The sequence below is a fragment of the Variovorax sp. Sphag1AA genome (genome assembly GCF_014192575.1).
In the GTDB taxonomy this organism is placed as follows: Bacteria; Pseudomonadota; Gammaproteobacteria; order Burkholderiales; family Burkholderiaceae_C; genus Variovorax.
Map to the genome: position 1 here is coordinate 585,744 of NZ_JACHYC010000002.1, position 25,193 is coordinate 610,936.

Sequence of the window (25,193 nt, forward strand, 5' to 3'; positions counted from 1 at the left end):
CCATGGCTACTTCGAGCCGGCCGTTCCCTGCTTGATCACGACGCCGCCCGAGCCGCCGTCGATGGTGGTCGCCTGCGAGCTGCTGCTCTTCTGGTTGTCGACGTAGACGTCCACGATGCCGCTGCCCTTCTGCTGCTGGTAGGGCGATGCCGGTGCCTTGGCCGCGGTGGTCGCCGGGGCCGGTGCGGGCGAAGGCGCCGTCGTCGGTGTGGCCGGCGGAGGCGTCGATGGCGGCTTGCTCGCGCCGCTCTTGCCGGCCGTCGTGGTCGTGGTCGACGGCTTCGGCGCGGGTGCTGGTGCGGGAGTCGTCGTGCCCGGCTTCTTCTTTTCCGGCGTCAGGGTCGATCCCGAGGCCGATGCGGAGAAGCCCACGGTTTCCGAACTCGACGTGCTCTTGGCGTCCTTCTGCACGAAGCTGCCGCCCGCATCGGCGCTGACGCCGTTGGCCGCCTTCACCTGCGTGCCTTCGAGCGTGGTGTTGCCGCCGGACTTGAGGCTGATCGAGCCGCCGCCGCTGGTGATGCTGCCGCCCGTCGCGGCGTCGCTGTTCGACTTGGAAGTGCCGACCCCCAGGGATGCCGAGCCGCTGCGCTCGTCCATGGTCTCGCCGCCGGTCTTCTTGCCGGTCGTGGCATTGCGGGTGCCGCCGACGTTCTCCTTCTTGCCCGCCGATCCGGATGCGGACACGTCCACGGCCACCGAGCTGCTGCTCTCGACCTTGTGTGCGGCGTTGAAGTTGATCGTGCCGCCTGCGTTCACCGAGACATCGCCCTGCTGGCTGGAGATCTGCGTGCCGGTGAAGTTCGCGTCGCCGCCGCTCTTGATCGTCAGCGGGCCGCTGCCGCTCTTGATGCTGCCGGCCACGTCTTCGTTGAGGCTGCTCTTCGACTCGGAGACGCCCACGCCCACACTGCCCGAGCCGCCGGACTTGCCTGCCGTGACGCCGACATCGACGCCCACCTGCTGGCTGCTCGACGACGCGGTGTTCTTCGCGGCCGCGAAGTCGACCTTGCCGCCGGCGTCGATGCTCGCTGCGCCGCCGGCCGAGAGGTTCGTGCCTTCGAGGCGCGTGTCGCCGGTGGTCTTCACCGACAGGTTGCCGCCGGCCTGGATGCCGCCGACCACCGCGGTGCTCGAACTGCTGCTGCTGTTGCTGCCGTCGTAGTTGACGCCGACGCTGGCTTCCTTCTTGACCAGATCGACGCCTACGGAGGCGCCCGCGCTGGTGCTCTTCGAGGTGGAACTGCTCGTGTTCTGCGCGGCCTTGTAGTCGAGCGACGAGGCTTCGAGCGATACGTCCTTGCCCGCCGAGATCTGCGTGCCTTCAAGCGTCGTGGTGCCGCTGGACTTGCTGTTCACGCTGCCGCCCATCTTGATGGTGGAGACCACGGCATTGCTGCTCTTCGAACTCTCCGACGAGTTGTCGTACTGGTAGCTCGCGCGGATGCCTGCGCCGGCATCCGACTCGCTGCCGCCCGGCTTGCTCGCACCCGGGCCGACCGAAGCGTCTGCCGACGCACCCACGCTCGCCTCGGCATAGGCGCCCACCTTGGCGGTGTGCGTCGTGCTGTTCGACGAGCTGTAAGTGGTGTCGGCCGCGGCCGTGCTGGTGATCGTCTTGGCGGACTGGTTGAGGTTGCCCGCACCCTCGATCTGCGTGCCCTGGTCGTTGATGCTGTTGGTCGCCGTGCGGTTGATGTTGCCGCCGGAGGAGAGGCTCGAAGTCACGGCCTTGGTCGAGCCGTCGACGCTGCTGCTCGTGGTGTTCGATCCGTAGAGGCCCACTTCGATCGATGCCGAAGCCTCTGCCTTCGCGCCGGCCTGCGCGCCGAGCCCTGCCTGCGCACCCGCATCGGCACTCGCGTCCGCCTTGCCGGTCGCATAGAGGCCGGCGGTGGTCTTGCTGCTGCTGGTGCTGACCTCATGCACATCGTTCACGGCCTTGAAGGTCATGTCGGTCGCGTTGAGCGTCATGTCGCCGCCGGACTTCATGCTCGAACCTTCGAGCGTGAGGTTGTTGCTGGCATTGACGGTGAGATTGCCGCCGGAATTGATGGCCGAGCCCTGGTGCGTGGTGTCGAGCGTGTTCGTCGTGCTCGTGGTGTGCTGCACGAGGTCGAGGTGGTTCTCGCTCTCGGCGGATGCCTGTGCGCCAGCCTGCGCGCCCGCGCTCGGCGTGCCCTTGCCGCCGGCTGCCTGCGCGCCGGCGCTCGCGCCCGCTTCCGCCTTGTTGTCGGTGCTGGCCATCAGGCCGACCGAGGTCGAGGTGGTTGTGGTGGTGGAGGTCTTCTTGTCCTCCGCCGCGAGCAGGTTCACGTTCTGCGCGTTCACCGTCGCATTGCCGCCGGCGTTGACCGTCGAGCCTTGCAGGTTCACGTCCTTCGACGCGTTGATGGTGACATCGCCGCCGAAGTTGAGGTTCGAGCCGACATGGCGCAGGTCGGTGGTGTCGGTCGTCGTCGTGGTGCTCGCGCCGAAGGCGAGGCCTGCTGCACCGGTGCCGGCCGCATTGGCGGAGGCTTCGGCGGAGGCCGACGCGCGGCCGCGACCCGACGAGGAATCGGCCGATGCATCCGCACCGGCGGAGCCCTTGGCCGACGAGCTGACCTGCATCACGCCCGTGTTCGTCGTGGTGGTGTGCGTTTCGTCGTAGTTGCGGCCCGCGAGCACGTTGACGTTGGTCGCGTTGATCGTGCCATTGCCCTTCACGTTGACGTCCGAGCCCTGCACCGTCACGTCCTTGCCGGCAGTGAGGTTGGCGTTGCCGCCGACCTGCAGCGAGCTGCCGACATTGCGCACCGAAAGGGAGTCGGTGGTGGTGCTGCTCGTGCCGAACAGCGAGTTGTTCATCCCGACGCCCGCCGACTTGCTTTCGGTATGGGTGGTCGTGGTGTTCTCGCGCGCGATGATGTTGAGGTCGCCGCCGGCCTTGAGATCGGCATTGCCGCCAACCTTCGCATCGGTGCCGGCGAGCGTGATGTCCTTGCCGGCGTCGACGCTGAGGTTGCCGCCGACGGTCAGGCCCGACTTCACCTGTTCCACCTTCGTGGTGGTCGTGCTGGTCCAGCCGCTGCCGCCCGGGACCGAGACCGCGCCCTGCGTCGTGCCGGTGGTCTTGTTCTCGATCGTGTCGAAGGTCACGTTCCCACCGGCTTTGAGGCTGGCGTCGGTGCCGGCGTTCATGGTGGCACCGATGTTGGTGATGTCCTTCTTCGCGTCGAGCGAAAGCGCACCGGTGGACTCGATGCCCGCCGTCTTGCCGATCGTGGTCTGGTAGAACTTGTCGCCGCCCGAGCCTTCGCTCACCGTCTTGTTCACGATGCTGCCGTTGGTCGAGGTCAGGCTGACATCGCCGCCCTTGATCGTGCCCGAGAGATTGGTGATGTCGCCCGTCGACGTTACCGCGAGCGTCTTGGAGCCGACGATGGTGCCGCCTGTGTTGGTGAGGGCGGTCAGGCTCATGTTCGCGTCCTGTGCCGAGATGACGGCGCCGGTCGCGATGTTGTCCTTGGTGCTCTTGGCGAGGTAGACGACGGGCGCCAGCACGACCTTGCCGTCGATCTGCGTGGCGACCATCCAGACCATGTCCTGTTTCAGCGAGGCCTGCTGCTCCGGCGTCAGTGCCTTGCCGTATTCGAGGCCGAGCGCCTTGCTCTCGGTCGCGGCGCTTTCCATCAGGCCCTGCATCTGCGCGTCCGCGGACTGGTAGCGCGCGAGCATCACGCCGCCCGTCTGCGCGATGAGCTGCTGCTTGACCAGGTAGGCCTCGTAGCTCGCGTCGCCCAGGCGCATGCCCAGCTCGTCCGGGTTGTAGCCGAGCAGCTTGGCCAGGTACTCCGAGCCCATGCTGGACGAGCCCGTCATGTACAACGGATTGGTCTCGACGAGGTACTTCGCGTCGGGGTCGCGCGTGGTCACGTAGAAGCCGTTGGGATTGGTTGGCAGCGCGACGCGAATGCCGCCGAAGGCGTTCCCGTTGATTCCGTTCGCCGCGTTGAATCCGAGCAGCGAGATCGCCGTTGCGGTCGAGGCGCCGGCCAGTCCTCCGAACGATTGAGTGCCCGAGGCTGCAACACCGCTCACCGTACCGCTCTGCGTACCGGATGCGGCGGTCTGCGTCGACTGGTTCTTCGAAGTGGCCTGCCATGGCGAGCCGGCGTTGACGAGGCTGAAACCCGAGGCATTGAGCGTATTGGCGTAGATGCCCGCACCGATCGACTGCAGGGTCGAGTCGGCATGCGTGACGTTCGACGCGTAGTGGGAATCGTCGGTGTACTTGAGCGGGCCCGCGGCCTTGTACTTGATGTAGTGCTGGTACTGGTCGGTGTAGGTCCTTCGCAGCAGCGAGAGGTCGTCATTGGTGAACGTCGCGGTGCCGGTCTTGCCCGTGAGGTTGACCACATTGCCGGAGATGACGCCGCCGAGGTTCTCGCCCGTCTGGAACGTCAGGTTGACCTGGCCCGCGCCGATGATCTGCGGCTTGAGGTTGGTGTTCGGCGCGCCGCCCACGTAGTACTGGTCCTGGATCCACGTGGCGGTGTAGTACCAGGCTTCGGTCTGGTCGACGCATCCGCAGCCGTTGTAGCCCTGGCCCATGTGGTCCGTCTCGACGACTGTCTTGGCACCCTCGGCGCCCCACGCGCGGGTGGTGTCGGTGGCGAAGGCATTGCGGATCGTCTGGGCGTCGATCTGGACGCTCCCGAGGCTGTTGATGGTGCTGTTGTTGACCACCGAGTTGGCTTGCAGCACCACGGCGCCATCCGCATTGATCGTGCCCTGGTAGGCCGATGCGCTCGCCGCGTTCGTCAACGTGCCGCTCAGGGCCTTGGCCGTGAGCGTGCCGCCGGCGTAGAGCGACCCCTGGTTCATCAGGTTGCCGGTGGTGGCCGTGACGCCAAGGTTGCCGAGGGCAGCGATGCCGCCGGTCAGGCCGTTCGTGATCGACGGTGCGCTCACGCCGAGGCTCGTGGCGGAGAAGATCAGGCCGTTGTTGGTCAGCGCGTTGTCCACGCTGACGGTGCCAGTCCCGGTGCCCCCGAGCGCCGCGAGCACGCGGGTCGTGCTGTCGCCGAGGGTCAGCGTGCCGGCATGGAAGTTCAGGTTGCCGTCCGAAGCCAGCGTCGCGCCGTTGTTCAGGTTGACGGTGCCGGTGTCGACATAGACGCTCGCGCCCCGGGCGGTCTTGCCCTGGCCGACGCTGAGCGTCGAGCCCGTGCCCCCCGTGACGCGGAGTTCGGCGCCGCTTTGCAGCGTGCCGTTGATCGTGGCGCTGTAGTTGCCGGACAGCGCCTGCAGCTTCAGCGCATCGTTCGCGAGGATGTCGCCGTTGCTGGTCAGGCCGCTGCTGCCGATGGACACCGTCAGCTGTCCTGCAGACTGGAGCTTGCCGTCGTTGACGATCTTGTTACCCGAGACGGTGCCTGCGCCGGCCGTCGAGCCGTTGCTGGTGCCGGCAGTGATCACGCCCGAGGTGCGGTTGGTGAGCGTGCCACTGGCGGCCACCGCGCTGTCGGTGCGCTGGCCGCCCTGGATGGTGCCCGAGTTGTCGATCGATGCGACATTGATCTGCAGCCCGTCGCCGAGCAGCTTGCCGCCCGACTGGTTGGTGAGCGCGGTGTTCGTGCCGCCGATCGTCAGCGTGCCGCCGGCCTGCACCGTGCCCGCGTTGTCGTAGTTGCCCGCGCCGGCGGTGGTGTTCAGGTTGCGGCCTGCGCGCAATGCGGCGCCGGCCTGGTTCGCGATCCGGTTCGCGGTCAGCACCGCGTCCTGTTGCGCCTGGAGGATGCCGCTGTTCGTGAGCGTGCCGGTCACGTTGACCGAGCTCTGCACGCCGGTGTCCTGCGTCGAGAGCACCCAGGTGCCGTCGTTGGTCAGTGTGGTCGCTTCGACCGTGCTGCCTTCGGCCGCCTGCACCCATGCGTTGGCGGCCCGGTTGGTGATCGTCGCCGCCTTGAGCTTCAGGTCCTTGCCCGCGAGCAGCAGGCCGTTGTTGTCGAGGTTCTCGCTGCCAGTGCCTGCGCGATCGGCGATGTCGAGCGTCGTGGCTGCATTGATGGTGCCGGTGTTGGTGATCGTGCCGTTGGCGCGCACGGTGGTCGATCCCTGCTTGGCGGTCAGCACGCCGGCGTTGGTCAGCCCCTGCGCGGCGTCAAGCCGGAGGTTGCCTGCGGTGGTTTGCACTCCGCCGCCGGTTGCGATGTCGGCCTTGCCGCCGCTGGTGATCGTGAGATCGCCGCCGGACTGGGCGACCGCGTTCGTGCCATTCGAGAAATCGCCGGCGAGGTTCGCGGTGAGCGCGTCGGTGGCGACCATCACGCCCTGGTTGGAGGCCGAAGCTGCCGCGATGTTGATGCCACCCGCGGATTGAAGCGTTCCGGCATTGGTCATCGCGCCGTTCAGCGTGATCTGGTCGGCCGCGCCTGACTGTTGCGACAGGAGCCAGGTGCCGCTGTTGTCGAGACTCGACGCATCGATGCGGGTGCCGTTCGCGGCCTGGACCCATCCACTTTGCGGGTCTCCGGCAGTGGGTGCGTTCGTGATCGCGGCGGCGCGCACGGAGAGCGCGCCGGCCGTCAGCAGCTTGCCGGTGTTGACGACGTTTTCGCTTCCGGCGCCGCTGCGGTCCGCGATCTCGATGTCCTGCGCCGACTGGATCGTTCCGCTGTTCTGCAGCGTGCCGTCGGTGTGCAGGGTGGCCTTGCCGTCCGCGAGCAGCATGCCGCTGTTCGTCAGGTCGCCCGCCGAGAGGCTGGCGCTGCCGTTGGATTGCAGCTTGCCGCTGTTCGAGAGCTGCCCGCTGACGGCAATGCTGTCGCTGCCACCGGCCTGTTCCGACAGCAGCCATGTGCCGGCGTTGTTCAGGCTCGCTGCATTGATCGAGGTGCCCGTGCCGGCCTTGATGCGGCCGGTGGTGGCGTTGTCGACGGCAGCCGCCGCGATCGTGAGCGTGCTGCCGGCCACGAGGTCGCCGCTGTTGATCAGTGATTGCGTCTGGCCACCGGTGTTGTCTGCAACGTCCAGGGTCGTCGCAGCCGTGATGGTGCCGGTGTTTCCGATCGCCTTGCCGGCGCGGATCTGCACGGCGCCGCTGTTGGCCGACAGCGTTCCGGCGTTGTCGAAGCCCTCGCCGGCGGTGATGTGCACGTCGTTGCCGGCCGCCCATTGGGTGGCGCCGAGCGTCGCGGCGCCGTCGGTGGTGATGTTGAGCGAGCCGCCGGCACTGCGGGTGTTGCTGCCGCTCGCGCTTGCCGCGTCGATCAGGCTGTGGGCGCTGACCGCAAGATCGCTGCCGGCGACGATCGCACCACCGGTGAGTTTCGTGCCGCCTTGGTTCGCGGCGATGCCGATGTTGCGGCTCGCGGCGATGTTCGCGTCCGTCAGTGCGATCGCGGCCGCGTCGTTGCTCGTGCTCGCGATCAGCACGTCGCGTTGCGCGGAGACCTTGTTGTTCATCTCCACGCGCCCTGCGGCCGTGAGCGTGAAGTCATCTGCGCTGGCTGCTGCATCACCCAGCATGCGCACGCCCACGCCGGCTTCGGTGGCCGTCAGCTTGATGCGGTTGGCGTACATGCCGCCGAGCGCGGAGCTGTCGATGGCATAGGTCGGTGCGGTGCCTTGTGCACCCACGCTGCCGGTCACGGCGCGCGTGCCGTAGTCCCACTGGTTGGTGCCGGCGGTGATGCTCAGGTCCTGCGCGTTGATCGCGCCGTCGATGCGCACCGAACGCGCGACCAGGTCCAGCACCTGCTGTGCGGTCGCGTTCAGCCCTGTGCCGGTGACGAGGATGTCGCCCTGGCTCACGTTGAAGCCGCCCAGGCTGCCGTCCGCGCGCATGAAGGGCAGGCCGGTGCTGAGCGTCACGCGGTCGGTGTTGATGAAGCCGCAACCAGAGCAGGTGATGCCGTACGGATTCGCAAGCACCACATCGGCCTTGCGGCCGAGCACTTCGGTGAAGCCAGCCAGCGTGCTGCGGTTGTTCGACACCACTTCGTTGAGGATCACGCTCGCGGTGTTCGCCGTGTTCTGGTTGGCCATGATCTGGCCGGCGAGCTGCGAGCTGTACGAGATCTGCTGCGTGGTCGTGTTGTTCAGCACCAGCCCGCTCGCGTTCACGTTGAACTGCTGATAGCGGTTGTGCGACAGGCCCGCGGCGTTCGGATTGGCGATGTTCACCACCGTGACGCCATTGCCCGAGACGTAGGCGTTGGTCTGCTGGCCCGGTGCGACGATCACCGAGGGGATGGCCTGCGCGTGCGCGATGCCGGCGCCGAGCACTGCCGCGAGCGCGACAGCTGCAGGGCGCGCGGCCTTGCTGCTCTTGCCGCGTCCGCGCGCGGTTTCCGCGACGGCGACCCAGGCGTGAACGGCGTTGTTCCAGACGATGCGATAGACGTGGTTCATGCTGATTCCTTGGGTCTCACAGGGCGTACGAGAGGCGGACGCTGTAGATCGTCCCTTCGGGGGTCATCGATGAAGGCAGGTGGCCGGCGCGCGAGGCGAAGAGGTCCACGCTCAGCCCGCGCAGCTGGAAGGCGACGCCCAGCGTGACGCCGGACATCGAGCCTGAAGTCACACCTGGCGGCCGGTTGTCGACGCTGCCGAAGTCGTAGCCGACGTAGACGCGACCCGCCAGCGGCTCGCTGCCGATGGTGGTCTGCCAGGGCAGCGAGACATCGTTGCGCCAGAACCAGCCGTTGTCGCCGCTCAGCGTGTTGAGCATCGAGCCGCGCACCGAGCTCGATCCGCCAATCAGGATCTGCTGGGAGCCGTAGAGCGTGTCGTTCGCGTACTGGCCGCTGAACTGGCTGGACCACAGCACGGGCTGCTTGCCGGCCTCGAAGCGGCGGTTGAAGCCGAGGTCGAGCGTGAACTTGCCGAACTGTGCGTGCGGCTTGTCGCCCGGCAGGAATTCCGGGTCTTCCAGCGCGCCGAGGATGCGCAGGCCGCGTACATACGCAAACCGGCCATTGACGATGCCGCCCGCCGCCTGCGTGAAGAGCGTGCCACCGAGATCGAGCGTGGTCAGCTTGCGGCTGCCCACGTCGAGGAATTCGCCGCCGAGGAAGTTGCGGGTGTCCTGCGCCGTCAGGTGCGTGCCCAGCGAGACGCGGCTGGCCTGGTCGCGAAAGATGACGCGATCCGCACCGAGGCTCTGCGTCGAGGTCGTACCGGCCGACGTCAGCTTGTTGCCGCTCGGCAGGTCCAGCGTGTTGACGTAGTTGCTTTCGCTGACGTCGAGGCTGAAGGTGTTGTAGCCCCAGGGCACGACGGCGCGCAGTGCGGTGTTGTCGGAGTTGTGCTCGCTGTCGTTGGGCACCGACTGGCGGCGCGTGATCGCGATCAGTTCGTTGAGTCCGAGCAAGCTGTCGAAGCTCAGCGTGGCCGATGCGTTGTCGCGGCCGGTGGAGGGCGTGCCGAGGTTGTCGTAGGTGGCGAACAGGCTCACCGGGAACGTCGACTGGTTGCGCACCACCACCACGCTCTGGCCGGGCTTGGTGCCTGGTTGCACGTCGAGCGTGGCCGAGTTCGACGACAGGCTGTTGAGCTGGTCGATGCCCTGTTCGAGGTCGCGCAGGTTGAGCCGGTCGCCCGGCCGCGCCGGAAATGCGCCGGGGATCGACACCTTGGCATTGCGGCCCGACTGCTGCAGGTCGAAGCGCTCGATGGTGCCTTCGATCACCGTGATCTCCAGCACGCCGGTGCGCAGGTCCTGCGCCGGAAGGTACGCGCGGGTGGTGATGTAGCCGCGGTCGATGTAGCTCTTCGTCAGCGTCGCGAGGATGGCCTCGAGATCCTTTGCGGCAAGGCAGCGGCCGGCGTTGTTCTGGACGATCTCGCGCTGCACGTAGTCCGGGAGCAGATCGGCGCCGTGGATCCGGATCTCGCGGATGTCGCGGCAGGGCACGCCGAGGTCCGGCACGGTGACCTGAGGCTGCATCGAGCGCAGGTCGGTGCCGCCGCGGGGCGCCTGTTGCTGAAGCGCTCGGTCCTGTTCGTCACGCAGGCGCTCCTGCTGCTGGCGCTCGATGATCTGGTTCTGGCGATCGATGGTGCGCGGATCGATCTGGGCGTGGGCGGAAAGGCCGAACAGCAACGCCGGCAAGGCGAGCAGCGGCGCGACTTGTAACCGGACAGACGGACGGAGGCCGTCTGCAGACGGCAGGGGAAAAGTAAAGGGCATGTTCGCGGCTCGGGGAGACGAACCTGTTCCGCATATGAATGCAGCCCCCTCCGGGCTCGGAATCAGGTCGATTTAGGCGCGCGAACTTTTACATATATTTGCAATTGTGGCCATCCCGGAATCCTGTGATGTGGCGAAAAAGTTCACAAGTTCTGGGGGAGCCGATGAGCGCTTGACAGGCTCAGACCAGCCCTCGCTCGGCCATCGACAGCGTCTGGCCGCGACCGACCACCATGTGATCGAGCACCCGCACGTCGACGATCGCAAGGGCGCTCTTGAGCGTCTGGGTCAGCATCTCATCGGCGCGCGAAGGCTCGGTGCAGCCGCTCGGATGGTTGTGTGCCAGCACGACTGCGGCGGCGCCGTGGTGCAGCGACCGGGCCACTACCTCGCGCGGGTAGACGCTGGTCTGCGTCAGGGTGCCGCGGAAAGCTCTTCCATCGCGATCAGGCGGTGTCGAGCGTCCAGGAAGAGCGCCGCAAAGACCTCGTGCGGCTTGTCCGTGAGGTGAAGCTGCAGATATTGCTTCACGGTTTCCGGGGTGTCGAAGACCGGGTTCTGCTTCAGGCCTTCGGCCATCGCGCGGCGGGCGAGTTCGAGAACGGCAGCGAGTTCCGCGCGCTTGGCGGTGCCGCCCAGTCCCTTGATGCGCTTGAGGTCGTCGAGCTTCGCATGCAGCAGGCCGGAGATGCCGTCGAACTCGGCGAGCAGTTCCTGTGCGAGTTGCAGCACGTTCTTTCCGCGGATGCCGGTGCGCAGCAGCAGGGCCACCAACTCGGCATCGGCCAGCGCGCCGGCGCCGAATTCCATGAGCTTCTCGCGCGGCCGCGACTCCTCGATCAGGTCCTTGAATGACATGTCTTCTACGGGGTTCTGGCCCCTCTCCCTAAAATACGGCCCTCAGTCTATAGCGGCCTCCCACCTTGTCTTCGACCACTCAGCCCGCCGTCGTCACGGCCGGTTCCTTCCTCACCCTGCACTACCGCCTGGCCGGTCCTGCGGGCGACATCATCAATACCTTCAACGACAAGCCCGCCACGCTGTCGCTCGGCACCGGCGAGCTTTCGCCCGCGGTCGAGCAGCGGCTGATCGGCATGGAAGAGGGCACGCACGCCACCTTCGATTTGCCGGCCGGTGCGGCTTTCGGCGATCGCAATCCCGACATGCAGCAGTGGGTCGCGCGCAAGCTGCTCGCACAGATGGGCGACCCCGACGAGCAGTACGCGGTCGGCGACGTGGTGCAGTTCCCGACGCCGGACGGCACCGGCAGCTACGCCGGCGCGGTGATCGAATCGAACGAGACCGCCGTGCGCTTCGACTTCAACCATCCGCTCGCAGGTCAACCCGTGACCTTCGAGGTCAAGCTGATCGGCGTGCTGTGAGCAGGGTCCAAGAAGTCATCCTGGCCGAGCCGCGCGGCTTTTGCGCGGGGGTGGATCGCGCGATCGAGATCGTCGAGCGCGCGATCGCGAAGTTCGGCGCACCGATCTACGTGCGCCACGAGATCGTGCACAACACCTTTGTCGTCAACGAGCTCAAGGCCAAGGGTGCGGTCTTCATCGAGGACCTCGCCGAGGTGCCGCCCGGCGCGACACTGGTGTTCAGCGCGCACGGGGTCAGCAAGGCGGTGCAGGCCGAGGCGCGCGAGCGCGGTTTCGAGATCTTCGACGCCACCTGCCCACTGGTGACCAAGGTCCACGTCGAAGTGGCGAAGCTGGCCAAGGAAGGCTACGAATTCATCATGATCGGCCACAAGGGCCATCCGGAAGTCGAAGGCACGATGGGCCAGCTCTCCAGCGGCATCCATCTGGTGGAGGACGTGGAAGACGTCGCGCGCGTGGCGCCTTCGCAGACCGAGAAGCTCGCGGTCGTCACGCAGACCACCTTGTCGGTCGATGACGCGGCCGAGATCTCCGCCGCGGTGCGCGCACGCTTCCCGAAAGTGCGCGAGCCCAAGCAGCAGGACATCTGCTATGCGACGCAGAACCGGCAGGACGCGGTGAAGGTCCTCAGCCCGCAGGTGGACCTGGTGATCGTGGTCGGCAGCCCGACGAGTTCCAACAGCAACCGCTTGCGCGAGCTGGCGCAGCGTCTCGGCACTGAAAGCTACATGGTCGATTCGGCCGCCGAGCTCAAGCCCGAGTGGTTCGAAGGCAAGACTCGCGTCGGCTTGACGGCAGGCGCGTCGGCGCCCGAGGTGCTGGTGGGCGAGGTGATCGATCGGATCAAGGCGCTCGGCGCGGTATCGGTGCGCAAGATGGATGGCATCCAGGAGACGCTCAAGTTCCCGCTGCCCAAGGGCCTCAAGCTTGAAGACGTTCCTGCGCCGGGGCATATCTCGTGACTGGCAGCGGGGTCGTCGACTGGCGCGCGGAGATCGAAGCCGCTTCGAAGCGTGCGCATGAACGCGCACCCGGGTTCCTTCGCGAGACGCCGCTCTGGAAGCTGCAGGGCGGAGCACTGGGTCTTGCGGCACGCAATGTCGAGGTGTGGCTGAAGCTCGAACATCTGCAGATCAGCGGCAGCTTCAAGGCACGCGGGATGATGAACCGGCTGCTGGCCAACGAAATCCCCGCGAGCGGGGTCATCGTGGCTTCAGGCGGCAATGCCGGCATCGCGACGGCCGCGGCCGCGCAGGCGCTGGGGGTGCATTGCGAAGTCTTCCTGCCGAATCTGTCGTCCGAGGCCAAGCGCGCGCGGCTTCGTGCGCTGGGCGCCCAAGTGGTGGTCGGCGGCGATGCATACGCCGATGCGCTCGCCGCCTGCCTCGAACGGCAGCGCGAGACGGGTGCCCTGTTGACGCACGCCTATGACCAGCCCGAGGTCGTTGCGGGCGCCGGCACGCTCGGCCTCGAGATCGAACGGCAGGGCGGTTTGCCCGATTCGGTGCTCGTCAGCGTCGGCGGCGGCGGCTTGATCGGCGGCCTGGCTGCGTGGTTCGAATCGCGTACCCGCGTGGTGGCGCTCGAACCCGAGCGTGCCCCGACCTTGTTCAAGGCGCGAGAGGCCGCCGAGCCGGTCGACGTCGAAGTTGGCGGCATCGCGGCCGATTCGCTCGGCGCACGGCGCATCGGAAGCATTTCCTGGGGCATCACGCAGCTACACGTGCCTGAAGCGCTTCTGCTGACGGATGAGGCGATCCGCGCGGCGCAACTTTGGCTGTGGCAGGAACTGAAGCTTGCCGTCGAGCCGGCGGCTGCGTTGCCACTGGCGGCGTTGCAGAGTGGCGCCTACGTGCCGCGCGACGGCCAGAAGATTTGCCTCATCGTCTGCGGCGCGAACGTGGACCCTGCGACGCTCGCCTGAAGTCCCGGTCGATCAGGCCGGTGGATGGTCGACATTGACTATCCAGGGCACGCCGAACTTGTCTTCCAGCATGCCGAAGCCCGGCGACCAGAAGGTTGCCGCATAGGGCATCGTGACCTTGCCGCCGGCGGAGAGGGCGCTGAAGAGCTGCTCGCCTTCCTTCACGTCCTTGGCCTGAACCGACAGCGAGAAGCCCTTGTAGCCCTCGTGCTTGTAGTCGGGCGGTGCGTCGGACGCCATCAGCTTGTGACCGCGGGCCGACAGCGTGGCATGCATGATCTTGTCCTTGTAGTTGTCGGGCGTCTGCGCCCCCATGGGGCTCTCAGCGAAGGTCATGCTGAATTCGATCTTGCCGCCCAGGCACTTGGCGTAGAACGCAAGCGCCTCGGCCGCATCGCCTTTGAACGTCAGATAGGCTTCCATGTTGGCTCCTTGAGGTGTGTGTCGGAGGTCCACGATGCACGCGCACCTAAAATCGCGCAATGCTCGATATCACACTGTTACGCAAGGACCTCGCCTCGGTCGTTGCGCGCCTCGAAACCCGCAAGAAGAACCAGCCCTACCTCGACGTCGCCAGGTTCAGTTCGCTCGAGGCCGAACGCAAGACCCTGCAGACCCGCACCGAGGAACTGCAGGCGCGACGCAATTCGCTCAACAAGCAGATCGGGCCGCTGAAGGCCAAGGGCGAGTCGGTCGATGCGCTGATGGCCGAAGTCAACGCACTCAAGGCTGAGCAGGAATCGTCGGCGACCCGCCTCGACGCGCTCCAGCCCGAGCTGCATGCGCTGCTGCTCGCGGTGCCCAATCTGCCGCATGCCAGCGTGCCGGTCGGCGAGGATGAGCAGGCCAATGTCGAGATCCGCCGCTGGAGCCCGAAGGGCGGCGCGGGCGGCTCCGCCGACGCACTGGGATTCGCCGCCAAGGACCATGTCGACCTCGGCACACCGCTGGGGCTGGATTTCGAGATGGGCGCCAAGCTGTCGGGCTCGCGCTTCAATGTGATGAAGGGACCGATTGCACGCCTGCATCGTGCGCTGTCGCAATTCATGATCGACATGCAGACGCAGCAGCACGGCTACACCGAGTGCTACGTGCCCTACATCGTGAATGCCGAGACTTTGCGCGGCACGGGCCAGCTGCCGAAGTTCGAAGGCGATCTGTTCGCCGCGAAGAAGGGCGGTCAGGAAGGCGAGGCCGCGCCGGACCTGCAGGCGCTCTATCTCATCCCGACGAGCGAAGTGCCACTCACGAATTTCGTGCGCGACGAAGTGGTGCCCGAGGCGCAGCTTCCGATCCGCCTGACTGCGCACACGCCGTGCTTCCGCTCGGAAGCGGGCAGCGCGGGGCGCGACACGCGCGGCATGATCCGCCAGCACCAGTTCGACAAGGTCGAGATGGTGCAGATCACGCATCCGGAGAAGAGCTACGACGCGCTCGAAGCGATGGTCGGCCATGCCGAAGCCGTGCTGCAGGCGCTTGAACTGCCGTACCGCGTGGTGCTGCTCAGCACCGGCGACATGGGTTTCGGGTCGAGCAAGACCTACGACCTCGAGGTGTGGCTGCCGGCACAGGACACCTATCGGGAGATCAGCTCGGTCTCGAACTGCGAGGCCTTCCAGGCGCGCCGGCTGCAGGCGCGATTCAAGAATGCGCAGGGCAAGAACGAACTGGTGCACACGCTCAACGGCTCGGGACTGGCGGTGGGGCGGACGCTCGTCGCGGTGCTCGAAAACCACCAGAACGAAGACGGTTCGGTCAACGTGCCTCAGGCACTCAGGCCGTATCTCGGAGGCCTCGAAGTTTTGAGGGCCTGAGAAAAAACTGGTCCAAGCTCTGCTAGAATCGCGGGCTCGACCAACACCGGAGAGGTGGCAGAGTGGTCTAATGTACCTGACTCGAAATCAGGCGTGGGTTCATAGCCCACCGAGGGTTCGAATCCCTCCCTCTCCTCCAATATCTTGGCGATCGCTCTGGTCCAGCCAAGGAAGAACGGGCCCTCAGGGGCCCGTTTTCTTTTGTCCGCTCAACCCGTTGGCATCGGCACGTTGTGTGCATGCGACGTATCGGGGAAGAATTGGAGCAGGACCTTTCTTACAGCGAATTAAGATCGGACGCTCGGCGGGCCGCTGCAGGTTGGCAGAGGTAGCCGGGTCATGGCCCCGCGAGGGGCTTTTTTTGTGCCTGACTGACAAGGGATCCGTATTGCCATGATGGGAAATTCGTCGTTTGCGGGCTTGGGCAACTCGTCCTTCGCCAGCCTCACGCCGGCACCGGCGTCTGCCGACGAGGCCGAGCCGTGGGTTCGCGGCGAGTTGATCCGGAGCCTGATGCGGGCCTCGCGCGGTTCGTACTTGCTGGCTGCGGCACTGATGCCTGCGATGGTGGGCCTGAGCTGGGGGCATGTGCCCGTCTGGCAGCTCATGGTGTGGCTGGCGATCGGCATTGCGGCCACTGGCTGCCGCATCTGGGGCGAACAGATCTATGCGCGTCACTACGCCGATCGCGATTCGGCTGCCCAGCAGTATTTCGTCGACCACTACCGTTTTCTCTGGAGCACCAGCGCGTTCGCCTGGGGCCTGTCGATCCTGATCTTCTTCGAGCGCACGCCGCTGGTGAACCAGTTCATGAGCTGGCTCATCGTGGCCGGCGTCGCGACTTTTCCGCTCAATGGGCTGGCGCTTCATCCGCCGCTGCTCAAGCGCTACGTCAACACGCTGTTCTTCACGATGCTCGCAGCGATCGCGCTGCGGATGATCGAGCTGAACTTCGAGAAGCCGCATTTCCACTACGGCTTCTTGATGCTGCCGGGCCTGCATTGGTGGTTGCTGCTGCGCGCAGGCCGGCGGATCCACGAGACGGCGCGCAACAGTTTCGAGCTGCTCTTCCACAACCACATCCTGATCAATTCGCTCACGCAGCAGCGCCAAGCGGCGGTGTCTGCGGTGGCAATGAAGAACCGCTTCCTCGCGAGTGCCGCGCACGACATGCGCCAGCCAGTGCTTGCGCTGTCTCTCTACGCCGACTGGCTGCGCAACGAGCCCGAGCTGGTCGCCGAGATCGCGCCGAAGATCGTGCGTGCCACGCATGCGGTGAATGCGCTTTTCGATTCGCTGTTCGACCTCGCACGCATCGATTCGGGGCAGGTGCGCTTGCACATCGAGCGGGTCGACGTCGCTCAACTGCTGCACGATCTCGAGCTTCAATACCGCCCGGTCGCGGAAGCGAAGGGCCTGACGTTCCGCATGCATGTGACGCCGGGGACGGTGCTCACCGATCCGATCCGGGTGCGCCGCATGATCGGCAACCTGCTCGCCAATGCGATCAAGTACACCGCCGAGGGCGGCGTGCTGCTGGCGTCGCGGCAGACGCGCGACGGCTTGCGGGTGGAGGTCTGGGACACGGGCATCGGCATTGCCCGCGAACACCTGCGCGACGTGTTCCTGGAGTTCTACAAGGTGGCTGACCACGCTGGCACCTCGGACGGCTTCGGCCTTGGCCTTGCGATCGTTGCGCGCCTGTCGCACGCGTTGGGCCACCCGGTCAGCGTCCGGTCGCGCCTCGGCAAAGGCAGCGTGTTCCGCGTCGCATTGCACGACGCGGACGAGAGTCAGGCACAGACCCGAATCTCCGGCGCAGTAGGTTAATCAGGAGATGCCAAGGCTCCCGCGGAACCGGCTTGGCCGGGCCGCCGGGAGCGCCCCCTGCAAGGGGGTGGAGAGCGACACGAAGTGCGCGAGCCTGGGGGTGTGCCCGTTAGCCGGGCAGCAATCCGTTCGTACGTGCGTGGTGGAGTGCTTGCGTACGGCTCTTCACACCCAGGCGGCGGAACAGGCGCCAGAGGTGAACCTTGACGGTGTGCTCGCTGATATCGAGTTCGGTCGCGATGTCGCGATTGCTCATACCCTGGTCGAGCATGGCGATCAGCTGGGTCTGGCGCTTCGACAGCTTGTTGTTGGCCGCCGTCACTGGCTCTTCGGCCTCGGTGTCGGCCATGAGCAGGCCGCGCAGTGCCGCGGTGAGTTCGGCCGAGCTGGCCGACTTCTCGATGTAGGTATCGGCACCGGCCTCGATGCAGGCCTCTTCCATGTCGGCCGAAGGCGAGGCCGAATACACCGCGATCGGGACTTCAGGATAGTCGTGCTTGACGGCGACCACGCCGGAAACGCCCGTGATGTCGGGCAGCTTCAAGTCAAGGCAGAAAAGCCCCGGTGCCCCGTATTGCTTGACGGCGGCGGAGAGTTTGTCGAGGCGTTCGAGTTCGACGATGGTCTCGGCCGGGCGGAGGCGGCGCAGAACCATCACGATGGCGTCGCGCATCAGGGGGTGGTCGTCGATGACGTAGATACTCATGGTTTTCTCACTGTGTGCGCAGTCCGGGTCGTGCCCCTCGCCGCGCGTTGCTTTCTCTCAAATCATCCTTCAGGCCGCTTCGTCGGCCAGTGCATCGAGCGCGGCGGATGCCGCGATCACTCCCCTGTCGTCCATGGGCTCGAGTTGCCCGGCAAGCTGGACCAGCGCGGCACCGCGCTCCTGCTTCAGCGCGGCGATGGCGCGGCCGGCTTCCTGCGGCGTTGCGAACCCTCGGCTTTGTACCAGTTGCGCACCCGTCGCGTCGAGAAACTTGAAGTAGAAAAGACCATCGCTTTCCCTGTATTGCTTGAAGCTCGGACGCGCGACCTTCGCCGCCTTGCGCGTCTCCGGCTTGGCGCTGGAGGCCAGGTTCCGCAGGCCGACCGCATGACGAAGCTCAGTGAGGAAGGGCTTCGACAGCGCACGCGCCTTCTCGGCGCCGGCACGCAGGATCTTTTCGATCCGGGCCGGGTCGTTGATCAATTCGTCGTAATGCTGACGCATCGGCGCGATCTCGCGGTCGATGCGTTCGAAGAGGGTCTGCTTGGCCTCGCCCCAGCCGATGCCGTCGGCGAAGGCCTTGCGCAAGGTCTCGGTCTCCTCGCTGTCGGCGAAGGCCTGGTAGATCTGGAACAGGGCGGAGCCTTCGGTCTCCTTGGGCTCGCCGGGCGCGCGTGAATCGGTGACGATGCCGGCAATGAGCTTCTGCAGATTGGCGCGGGGCGTGAAGAGCGGGATGGTGTTGTCGTAGCTCTTGCTCATCTTGCGGCCGTCCAGACCGGGCAAGGTCGCCACCGCGTCGTCGATCTCGGCTTCGGGCAGCGTGAAGTGCTCGCCATAGAGGTGGTTGAAGCTCGCGCCCATGTCGCGCGCCATCTCGATGTGCTGGACCTGGTCGCGGCCCACCGGCACCTTGTGGGCGTTGAACATCAGGATGTCCGCCGCCATGAGCACGGGGTACATGAAGAGCCCAGCGCTCACGTCCGCGTCGGGGTCTTCGCCCTTGGCGACGTTCTTGTCGACCTGCGCCTTGTAGGCGTGGGCGCGATTGAGCAGACCCTTGCCTGCCACGCAGGTCAGGAACCAAGTGAGCTCGGGAATCTCGGGAATGTCGGACTGCCGGTAGAACGTCACGCGCTCCGGATCGAGCCCGCAGGCGAGCCAGGTGGCGGCGATTTCGAGCGTCGAGCGCTGGATGCGCGCGGGTTCGTCGACCTTGATGAGCGCGTGATAGTCCGCGAGGAAATAGAAGCTCTGCACGTCCGCGCGGCGGCTGAAGCGCACCGAGTGCCGCACCGAGCCCACGTAGTTGCCGAGGTGCGGCGTCCCGCTGGTGGTGATGCCGGTGAGGAAGCGGACGATGTCGGGATTGGACGAGGCCATGAGAAGAAGCTCAGCGGATCAGGGCAATGATGGGAGAGAGCAGCAGGTTGACGACCTCGTAGCCGAAGGCCATCAGGGGCTGTAGCCAATAGGTACTCACGATGCCCGCGAGGACGAGGCCCATGACGATGAAGAAGCCATAAGGCTCGATGCGCGCGAGGATTTCCTGCGCGCGGCCGCGCGGCAGAAGCCCGGCGAGCACCCGGCCGCCATCGAGCGGCGGCAGCGGAAAGAGGTTGAACGCCCACATCACGAGGTTCACCAGCACGCCGCCTTGTGCCATCTTGAGGAAGAAGGTTTCGCTGATGCCGAAAGCGACGAGCGCAACGTAGAAGAGGGCCCAGAGGATGGCCTGGATGAAGTTGGCGGCAGGCCCGGCCAGCGCGACCCAAATCATGTCGCGCTTGGGGTGGCGCAGCCGTCCGAAGCTCACCGGGACTGGTTTCGCATAGCCGAAGAGGAAGCTGCCGGACGTCGCGAAGAACAGCAGCAGCGGCATCAGGATGGTGCCGACCGGGTCGATGTGCTTCATCGGATTGAGCGTCACGCGGCCGAGCACGTAGGCGGTGTTGTCGCCGAAATACCGGGCCACGTAGCCATGCGCCGCTTCATGCACGGTGATCGCGAAGATCACTGGCAGCGCGTAGATAAGCACGGTCTGGATGGTGTTGGAAATGTCCACTTGTGAATTGTCTCAGACGGGTGTTGTGTCCCTTGGGCGACTCAGAGGCCCAGCAAGGCGAGTGGGCCGCGGCCCTCCCGTACCAGCACCGGGTCGCCGCCGGTGCCCATGGGCACGAGGTCGACCACGGTCGTCGGCTCCGACGGGCAGGCGCCCGAATCGATCACCGCACCGATCTGCTTCTCGAATCGTTCGCGGATCTGCTCGGCGTCGTTCATGGCCTGGGTTTCACCGGGCGGGATCAGGGTGGTGGCGAGCAGCGGCTCGCCATGCAGGGTGAGCAGCTCGCACAGCACCTTGTGGTCGGGCATGCGCAAACCGATGGTCTTGCGCTGCGGATGGCTCACCCGGCGCGGGACTTCCTTCGTCGCTTCGAGGATGAAGGTGTAGGGGCCCGGCGTCGCGGCCTTGAGCAGCCGGTACTGCTTGTTGTCGACGCGCGCATAGTTCGCGAGCTCGCTCAGGTCGCGGCAGATCAGCGTGAGATGGTGCTTCTCGTCGACTTGCCGGATGCGCCTCAATTGGTCGACTGCGTCCTTGTCGTCGAGGTGGCAGACCAGCGCGTAGCTGGAGTCGGTCGGCACCGCGACGATCTCTCCGCGCGCGAGCAGGGACGCGGCCTGCTTGAGAAGCCGCTGCTGGGGGTTGTCGGGATGGACTTCGAAGTACTGGGCCATGAAACCGGGCGGGCGAAGTGAGGCCCGCCATTCTGCCGTGAGAAGGGGACGTTCAGGATTCCGCCGGCTCGATCGGCACGTGGCGCTCGCGCACCGTGAGCCACGCGCCCGCGGCACCGCAGACTGCGATCAGGGCCATGCCGGTCAGCGAGACGACGTCGGGCATCTGCGAGAACATGATCCAGCCGCCCAGCGTCGCGAAGGCAATCTGCGCATAGAGATAGGGCGTGAGCGTGGAGGCGGGCGTGCGCTGGTAGGCCAGGATGAGCAGGAAATGCCCGACCGTCCCCATGAAGCCCATCAGGCACAGCAGCGCCCACCACTGCCATGAGGGCAGCGCAGTCCAGACGAAGGGGACCGCGACCGAGGCCAGCAGGGCGCCGACCCAGCCGGTGTAGAAGTGCATCGTGAGCGGGTCCTCCGTGCGCGCGAGCTTGCTCGTCAGCACCTGGAACCAGGCGTTGGTCAGCACCAGCCCGATAGGCAGCAGCACGGCCCAGCTGAAGGCGCCGCCGCCCGGGCGCAGGATCACGAGCGTGCCGACGAACCCGCCCGCGACCAGCGCCCAGCGCAGCGGCGAGACCTGCTCCTTGAGGGTGGTGGCGGCCAGCAGGGTGATGACGAGCGGCGCAATCAGGACGATCGAGGTGAATTCCGCGAGCGGCATGTAGCGCAGGCTGAAGAAGGCCAGCGTGCTCGAGGCCAGGAGCAACGCGCCGCGCAGCAGCTGGTAGCGCGGATGCCGCGTGCGCAGCAGTGCGGTGCCATGCAGCGGCAGCAGCACCATCGTGGTGGCGACGGCCTGGAACGCATAGCGCACCCAGATGCCCATGAGGATCGGCACTGCCGTGGTCGAGAGCTTGGTGGCGGTATCGAGCGTCGCGAAGCAGGCAACCGCCAGTATCACCAAGCCGATCCCGGCGAGGATCCGCTCGGATTCGATGTCGCGCCTGATCCGACTTGTGGCGGCGGCGCCGCCCGGCAGCGAGCTCACTGGATGCGGTGCTCCAGGAGCTCCCACACCGGCGTGAGGTTCCCGGGCAGCCAGGGAAGCTTGCCCAGGTCGCAATGGCTTTCGTCGGGGCTGTGGAAGTCGCTGCCGCGCGAGGCGGCAAAGCCGAATTCCACGGCCTTGTCGGCGTATTCGACGTACTCGGCCGGCGAATGGCTTCCGGTCACCACCTCGATCGCCTTGCCGCCGTGCGCCTTGAATTCGAGGAACAGCGCGTATTCCTCGTTGGCGGTGAACTTGTAGCGGCCTGGGTGCGCGATCACGGCCAGGCCATTGGCGGCGGTGATCCAGGTCACCGCGTCCTTCAGCGTGGCCCAGCGATGCGGCACGTAGCCGGGCTTGCCTTCTGTCAGGTACTTGCGGAAGACCTCCGGCGTGTCGCGGCAATAGCCGCCTTCCACGAGAAATCGGGCGAAATGGGTGCGGGAGATGAGCTCGGGATTGCCGACGAACCTGAGCGCACCTTCGTAAGCGCCCTGGATGCCGACCTTGGCCAGCTGCTCCGACATCTCCTGCGCGCGCTTGCCGCGTCCGCCGCGGGTGTCGTACAGGCCTTCGCTCATCGCGGCATCGTCAGGGTCGAATCCCAGGCCGACGATATGAACCGTCTCGTTCGCGAAGGTGACCGAGATTTCGGTGCCGGTGAGGTACTTGATGCCGTTCTGACGGGCCGCGGCGGCCGCGCGATGCTGGCCGCCGATTTCGTCGTGGTCGGTCAACGCCCAGAGCTCGACGCCGTTGGCCGCGGCGCGCGCGGCGAGTTCCTCGGGTGTGAGCGTGCCATCCGAGACCACGGAATGGCAATGGAGGTCGGCGTTGAGGATCGATGACACGTCACGAATCTTAACTTTCCTGCGCTTTCAGCGCTTTTTGCGGAAAGCCAGCCACGCCGCCACCGCGGTGAAGGTCGCCACGACGCCCACGAGGATCCAGAAACCGTGCTTGTGCTCGGCCAGCGGGATGCCGCCGACGTTCATGCCGAACAGGCCCGCCATGATGTTGATCGGCAGCGCGAGCACCGTGACGACCGTCAGCACGAAGAGGCTGCGGTTGTTGTCCTCGTTGACGTTCGCCGCGATCTCTTCCTGCAGCAGCTTGATGCGCTCCTGCAGAGCGCCCATGTCGCGCAGCACCACCGAGAACTCCTCGGTCGCGGCGCGCAGCTGCTGGGCGTCGGATTCGGACATCCAGTGCGGCGGCGTCTGCAGCAGGCGGAACAGCGCTGCCGGCTCCGGGGCCAGCAGCCGCTGCAGGCGCACCAGTACCCGCCGGAGCATGCCCAGGCGCGCCCGCTTGTGGTCGAGGCGGCCGGCCAGCAGCTCGTCTTCGATCGTGTCGATGCGCGTCGTCACGTCGCGGACGATCCTCACCAGCACATCGGCCTGCACCCGCATCAGGTGTTCGAGGAGTTCGGTGGTCGATCTCGGCGCGTCGCCCGCCTTCACGGCCGTGCGCAGCGCGTCCACCGATCGCAGCGGCTGGCTGCGTGCAGTCACTACCAGTCGCGGGCCGACGCTGATCCACAGTGTCGAGATGTCCGACGGCTCGAAGCTGAAGTCGAAGTGCACGTCGTTGATGACGGCGATCAGCGAGTCGTCCGCGCGTTCGATGCGGGTGGAGTGCAGGCCGTCCTTCAGCGTCTCGTAGAACAGGTCCGACAGGCCCGCATGGCGCGTCAGCCAGCGCTCGGCCTGCGCATGGCTGAGGTTGAAGTGAAGCCACATGAAGGCGCGGTCCTCCGCGTCTTCATGTCCGGCATGCTGGGCCAGCCATGTGGCTGCCTGCGACGAGTCGACCGCGCGCACCGGCTGGGCCGATCCGTCGTCGAACAGGTAGCCGCAGATCAGTCCCGCTTCATCGCTGCCGTAGGCACCGATCGTCCAATCCTGAAGAAGAGCCAAAGCCGGTGTGTCAGAACAGATGAGTGAACAGCCAATAGAGCGTGCCCGACAGCACGATGGCCGCCGGCAGCGTCAGCACCCAGGCCAGCGCGAGATTGCGCAGCGTGGACCACTGCAGGCCCGAGCGGTTTGCCGCCATCGTGCCCGCCACGCCGGACGAAAGCACGTGCGTGGTCGACACCGGCAGGCCGTACATGTCTGCCGCCCCAATGGTGAGCATCGCCACCACTTCGGCGGAAGCGCCCTGGGCATAGGTCAGGTGTGTCTTGCCGATCTTTTCGCCGACCGTGATCACGATGCGCTTCCAGCCCACCATCGTGCCGAGGCCCAGCGCGATCGCGACCACCACCTTGACCCACAGCGGGATGAACTTCGTCGCGTCGTCGATCACCTGCCTGAAGGTGTTGACTCGTGCCTTGGCGTCTTCGTCGAGCTCGATGGCGCCGCTCTTGTCGAGCAGCCGGATGCCTTCGGAGGCCAGGTACATGTCGTTGCGCACGTTGGACACGGCTTCGGCCGGCACGCCGGATATCGAGCCGTGTGCCTTGACCTGCATGCCGATGTCGCCCGCGATCGCCGCGAGCGCTGGCACCACGCCAGCATTGAATTCCTTGGTGCGGACGAAGGTGGAGATCGTCGTGCGTGCCTCTTCGCGCGTGGGCGCCGGACCCGCGGCCGGCGCGCTGCGCAACAGGGCGCCCTGCGCCGATTCGGCCACTGCGACGAACTGCATCGTCTCGTTGACCGGCATTGCGCGATTCAGCGCATAGGCCATTGGCACCGTCCCGACCAGGATCAGCATGATCAGGCCCATGCCCTTCTGTCCGTCGTTCGAGCCGTGTGCAAAGGAGACGCCGGTGCAGGTCAGCACCAGCAGGCCGCGGATCCACAGCGGCGGCGGCTTGTTGCCTTTCGGCTCTTCGTACAGCGCCTTGTTCTTGACGAACACGCGCAGGGTGAGCAGCAGCAGGGCGGCGCAAACGAAGCCCACCACCGGCGACAGCAGCAGCGAATAGCCGACCTTGGTCGCTTGTGTCCAATCGACGCCGCTGGTGCCGTCACGGCCGTGCATCAGCGCGTTGGCGACGCCTACGCCGATGATCGAGCCGATGAGCGTGTGCGACGACGAGGCCGGCAGGCCGAGCCACCAGGTCCCGAGATTCCAGATGATGGCCGCGATCAGCAGTGCGAACACCATCGCGAAGCCGGCGCTCGAGCCCACCTGCAGGATCAGCTCGACCGGCAGCAGCGAAATGATGCCGAAGGCCACGGCACCGCTGGACACCAGCACGCCCAGGAAATTGAACAGGCCCGACCACACCACTGCGAAGTTGGGCGGCAGCGAGTGCGTATAGATCACCGTCGCCACCGCATTGGCGGTATCGTGGAACCCGTTGACGAACTCGAACCCGAGCGCGATCACCAGCGCCACGCCGAGCAGCATGAAGGGCACGTAGGTGGTGACCGGCGCATGAGCGGCGGAGACGTCCTGGACGAGGCTCCATGCCATGTAGAGCAGCCCGGCGGCCAGAAGACCGACGAACACGACCATGGTCGCCGCGTTCGGCTTCGCATCGAGGTGAGGCCGACCGGAGGAGGGGGGTGGGTTGCCGATCGGGCGCGCGGTGGCAATGGAACTCATGATGTTTTGCGGCCTTTTTACTGAGTCGCCAGATGGTCTGCCGGCCATATGACAACGATG

At 66.2% G+C, this 25,193-nt stretch carries 16 protein-coding genes, 1 tRNA gene and 1 pseudogene; 6 read left to right on the plus strand and 12 right to left on the minus strand.

The features are described 5' to 3' along the window. Positions 1 to 6: 6 nt before the first annotated feature. From FHW64_RS09305 to radC, 3 genes and pseudogenes are all read right to left on the minus strand, one after another. Complete coding sequence (locus FHW64_RS09305) at positions 7 to 8,400, minus strand: hemagglutinin repeat-containing protein (RefSeq protein ID WP_184525311.1); 8,394 nt, start codon at positions 8,398 to 8,400, stop codon at positions 7 to 9. Positions 8,401 to 8,416: 16 nt separating this feature from the next. Further along, positions 8,417 to 10,180, minus strand: a complete 1,764-nt coding sequence (locus tag FHW64_RS09310; protein ID WP_184525313.1) for a ShlB/FhaC/HecB family hemolysin secretion/activation protein — start codon at positions 10,178 to 10,180, stop codon at positions 8,417 to 8,419. Positions 10,181 to 10,361: 181 nt separating this feature from the next. Further along, positions 10,362 to 11,038: pseudogene (gene radC, locus FHW64_RS09315) on the minus strand (RadC family protein). Positions 11,039 to 11,103: 65 nt separating this feature from the next. Here radC and FHW64_RS09320 point away from each other — a divergent pair. The 3 genes from FHW64_RS09320 to FHW64_RS09330 are packed head-to-tail and all read left to right on the plus strand — an operon-like array spanning position 11,104 to position 13,486. Further along, a complete protein-coding gene (locus FHW64_RS09320) occupies positions 11,104 to 11,562 on the plus strand; it encodes a peptidylprolyl isomerase (RefSeq protein WP_184525315.1) in 459 nt (152 codons plus the stop codon). After that, positions 11,559 to 12,524, plus strand: coding sequence for a 4-hydroxy-3-methylbut-2-enyl diphosphate reductase (gene ispH, locus FHW64_RS09325; RefSeq protein WP_184525317.1), 966 nt, complete (start codon positions 11,559 to 11,561; stop codon positions 12,522 to 12,524). The genes FHW64_RS09320 and ispH overlap by 4 nt, the downstream gene beginning before the upstream one ends. Then, positions 12,521 to 13,486, plus strand: a complete 966-nt coding sequence (locus FHW64_RS09330; RefSeq protein WP_184525319.1) for a threonine/serine dehydratase — start codon at positions 12,521 to 12,523, stop codon at positions 13,484 to 13,486. The genes ispH and FHW64_RS09330 overlap by 4 nt, the downstream gene beginning before the upstream one ends. Before the next feature lie 12 nt (positions 13,487 to 13,498). On the opposite strand, the gene FHW64_RS09335 is transcribed toward FHW64_RS09330, so the two are convergent. Next, the gene (locus tag FHW64_RS09335) at positions 13,499 to 13,909 is read right to left on the minus strand and encodes a VOC family protein (protein ID WP_184525321.1); all 411 of its coding nucleotides are present in this window, start codon (positions 13,907 to 13,909) and stop codon (positions 13,499 to 13,501) included. Between the two features lie 59 nt (positions 13,910 to 13,968). Between FHW64_RS09335 and serS the strand changes: the two genes are divergently transcribed. From serS to FHW64_RS09350, 3 genes are all read left to right on the plus strand, one after another. Further along, positions 13,969 to 15,300 (plus strand): serine--tRNA ligase, encoded by a 1,332-nt coding sequence (gene serS, locus FHW64_RS09340; protein WP_184525323.1) that lies wholly within the window; start codon positions 13,969 to 13,971, stop codon positions 15,298 to 15,300. A 48-nt stretch (positions 15,301 to 15,348) separates the two neighbouring features. Beyond that, positions 15,349 to 15,439 (plus strand) — tRNA-Ser (locus FHW64_RS09345). 254 nt (positions 15,440 to 15,693) lie between these two features. Further along, positions 15,694 to 17,130: a HAMP domain-containing sensor histidine kinase gene (locus tag FHW64_RS09350; RefSeq protein ID WP_260303727.1), complete on the plus strand. Its 1,437-nt coding sequence runs from the start codon at positions 15,694 to 15,696 to the stop codon at positions 17,128 to 17,130. A gap of 109 nt (positions 17,131 to 17,239) precedes the next feature. Here FHW64_RS09350 and FHW64_RS09355 read toward each other — a convergent pair whose 3' ends face one another. From FHW64_RS09355 to FHW64_RS09390, 8 genes are all read right to left on the minus strand, one after another. After that, complete coding sequence (locus FHW64_RS09355; protein ID WP_184525325.1) at positions 17,240 to 17,836, minus strand: LuxR C-terminal-related transcriptional regulator; 597 nt, start codon at positions 17,834 to 17,836, stop codon at positions 17,240 to 17,242. A gap of 69 nt (positions 17,837 to 17,905) precedes the next feature. Beyond that, positions 17,906 to 19,219 (minus strand): tryptophan--tRNA ligase, encoded by a 1,314-nt coding sequence (locus FHW64_RS09360; RefSeq protein WP_184525327.1) that lies wholly within the window; start codon positions 19,217 to 19,219, stop codon positions 17,906 to 17,908. A 10-nt stretch (positions 19,220 to 19,229) separates the two neighbouring features. After that, positions 19,230 to 19,901: a site-2 protease family protein gene (locus tag FHW64_RS09365; RefSeq protein WP_184525328.1), complete on the minus strand. Its 672-nt coding sequence runs from the start codon at positions 19,899 to 19,901 to the stop codon at positions 19,230 to 19,232. A 41-nt stretch (positions 19,902 to 19,942) separates the two neighbouring features. After that, the gene (locus FHW64_RS09370) at positions 19,943 to 20,578 is read right to left on the minus strand and encodes an L-threonylcarbamoyladenylate synthase (protein WP_184525330.1); all 636 of its coding nucleotides are present in this window, start codon (positions 20,576 to 20,578) and stop codon (positions 19,943 to 19,945) included. A 52-nt stretch (positions 20,579 to 20,630) separates the two neighbouring features. Further along, on the minus strand, positions 20,631 to 21,563 hold the full coding sequence (locus FHW64_RS09375; protein ID WP_221210287.1) for a DMT family transporter: 933 nt from the start codon (positions 21,561 to 21,563) through the stop codon (positions 20,631 to 20,633). A 5-nt stretch (positions 21,564 to 21,568) separates the two neighbouring features. Further along, entirely contained in the window at positions 21,569 to 22,423 is an 855-nt protein-coding gene (locus FHW64_RS09380; protein ID WP_184525334.1) for a 3',5'-nucleoside bisphosphate phosphatase, read from the minus strand. A gap of 27 nt (positions 22,424 to 22,450) precedes the next feature. Further along, the gene (locus FHW64_RS09385) at positions 22,451 to 23,491 is read right to left on the minus strand and encodes a transporter (protein WP_184525336.1); all 1,041 of its coding nucleotides are present in this window, start codon (positions 23,489 to 23,491) and stop codon (positions 22,451 to 22,453) included. Positions 23,492 to 23,501: 10 nt separating this feature from the next. Beyond that, positions 23,502 to 25,043: an inorganic phosphate transporter gene (locus FHW64_RS09390; protein ID WP_260303765.1), complete on the minus strand. Its 1,542-nt coding sequence runs from the start codon at positions 25,041 to 25,043 to the stop codon at positions 23,502 to 23,504. Positions 25,044 to 25,193 lie beyond the last annotated feature (150 nt).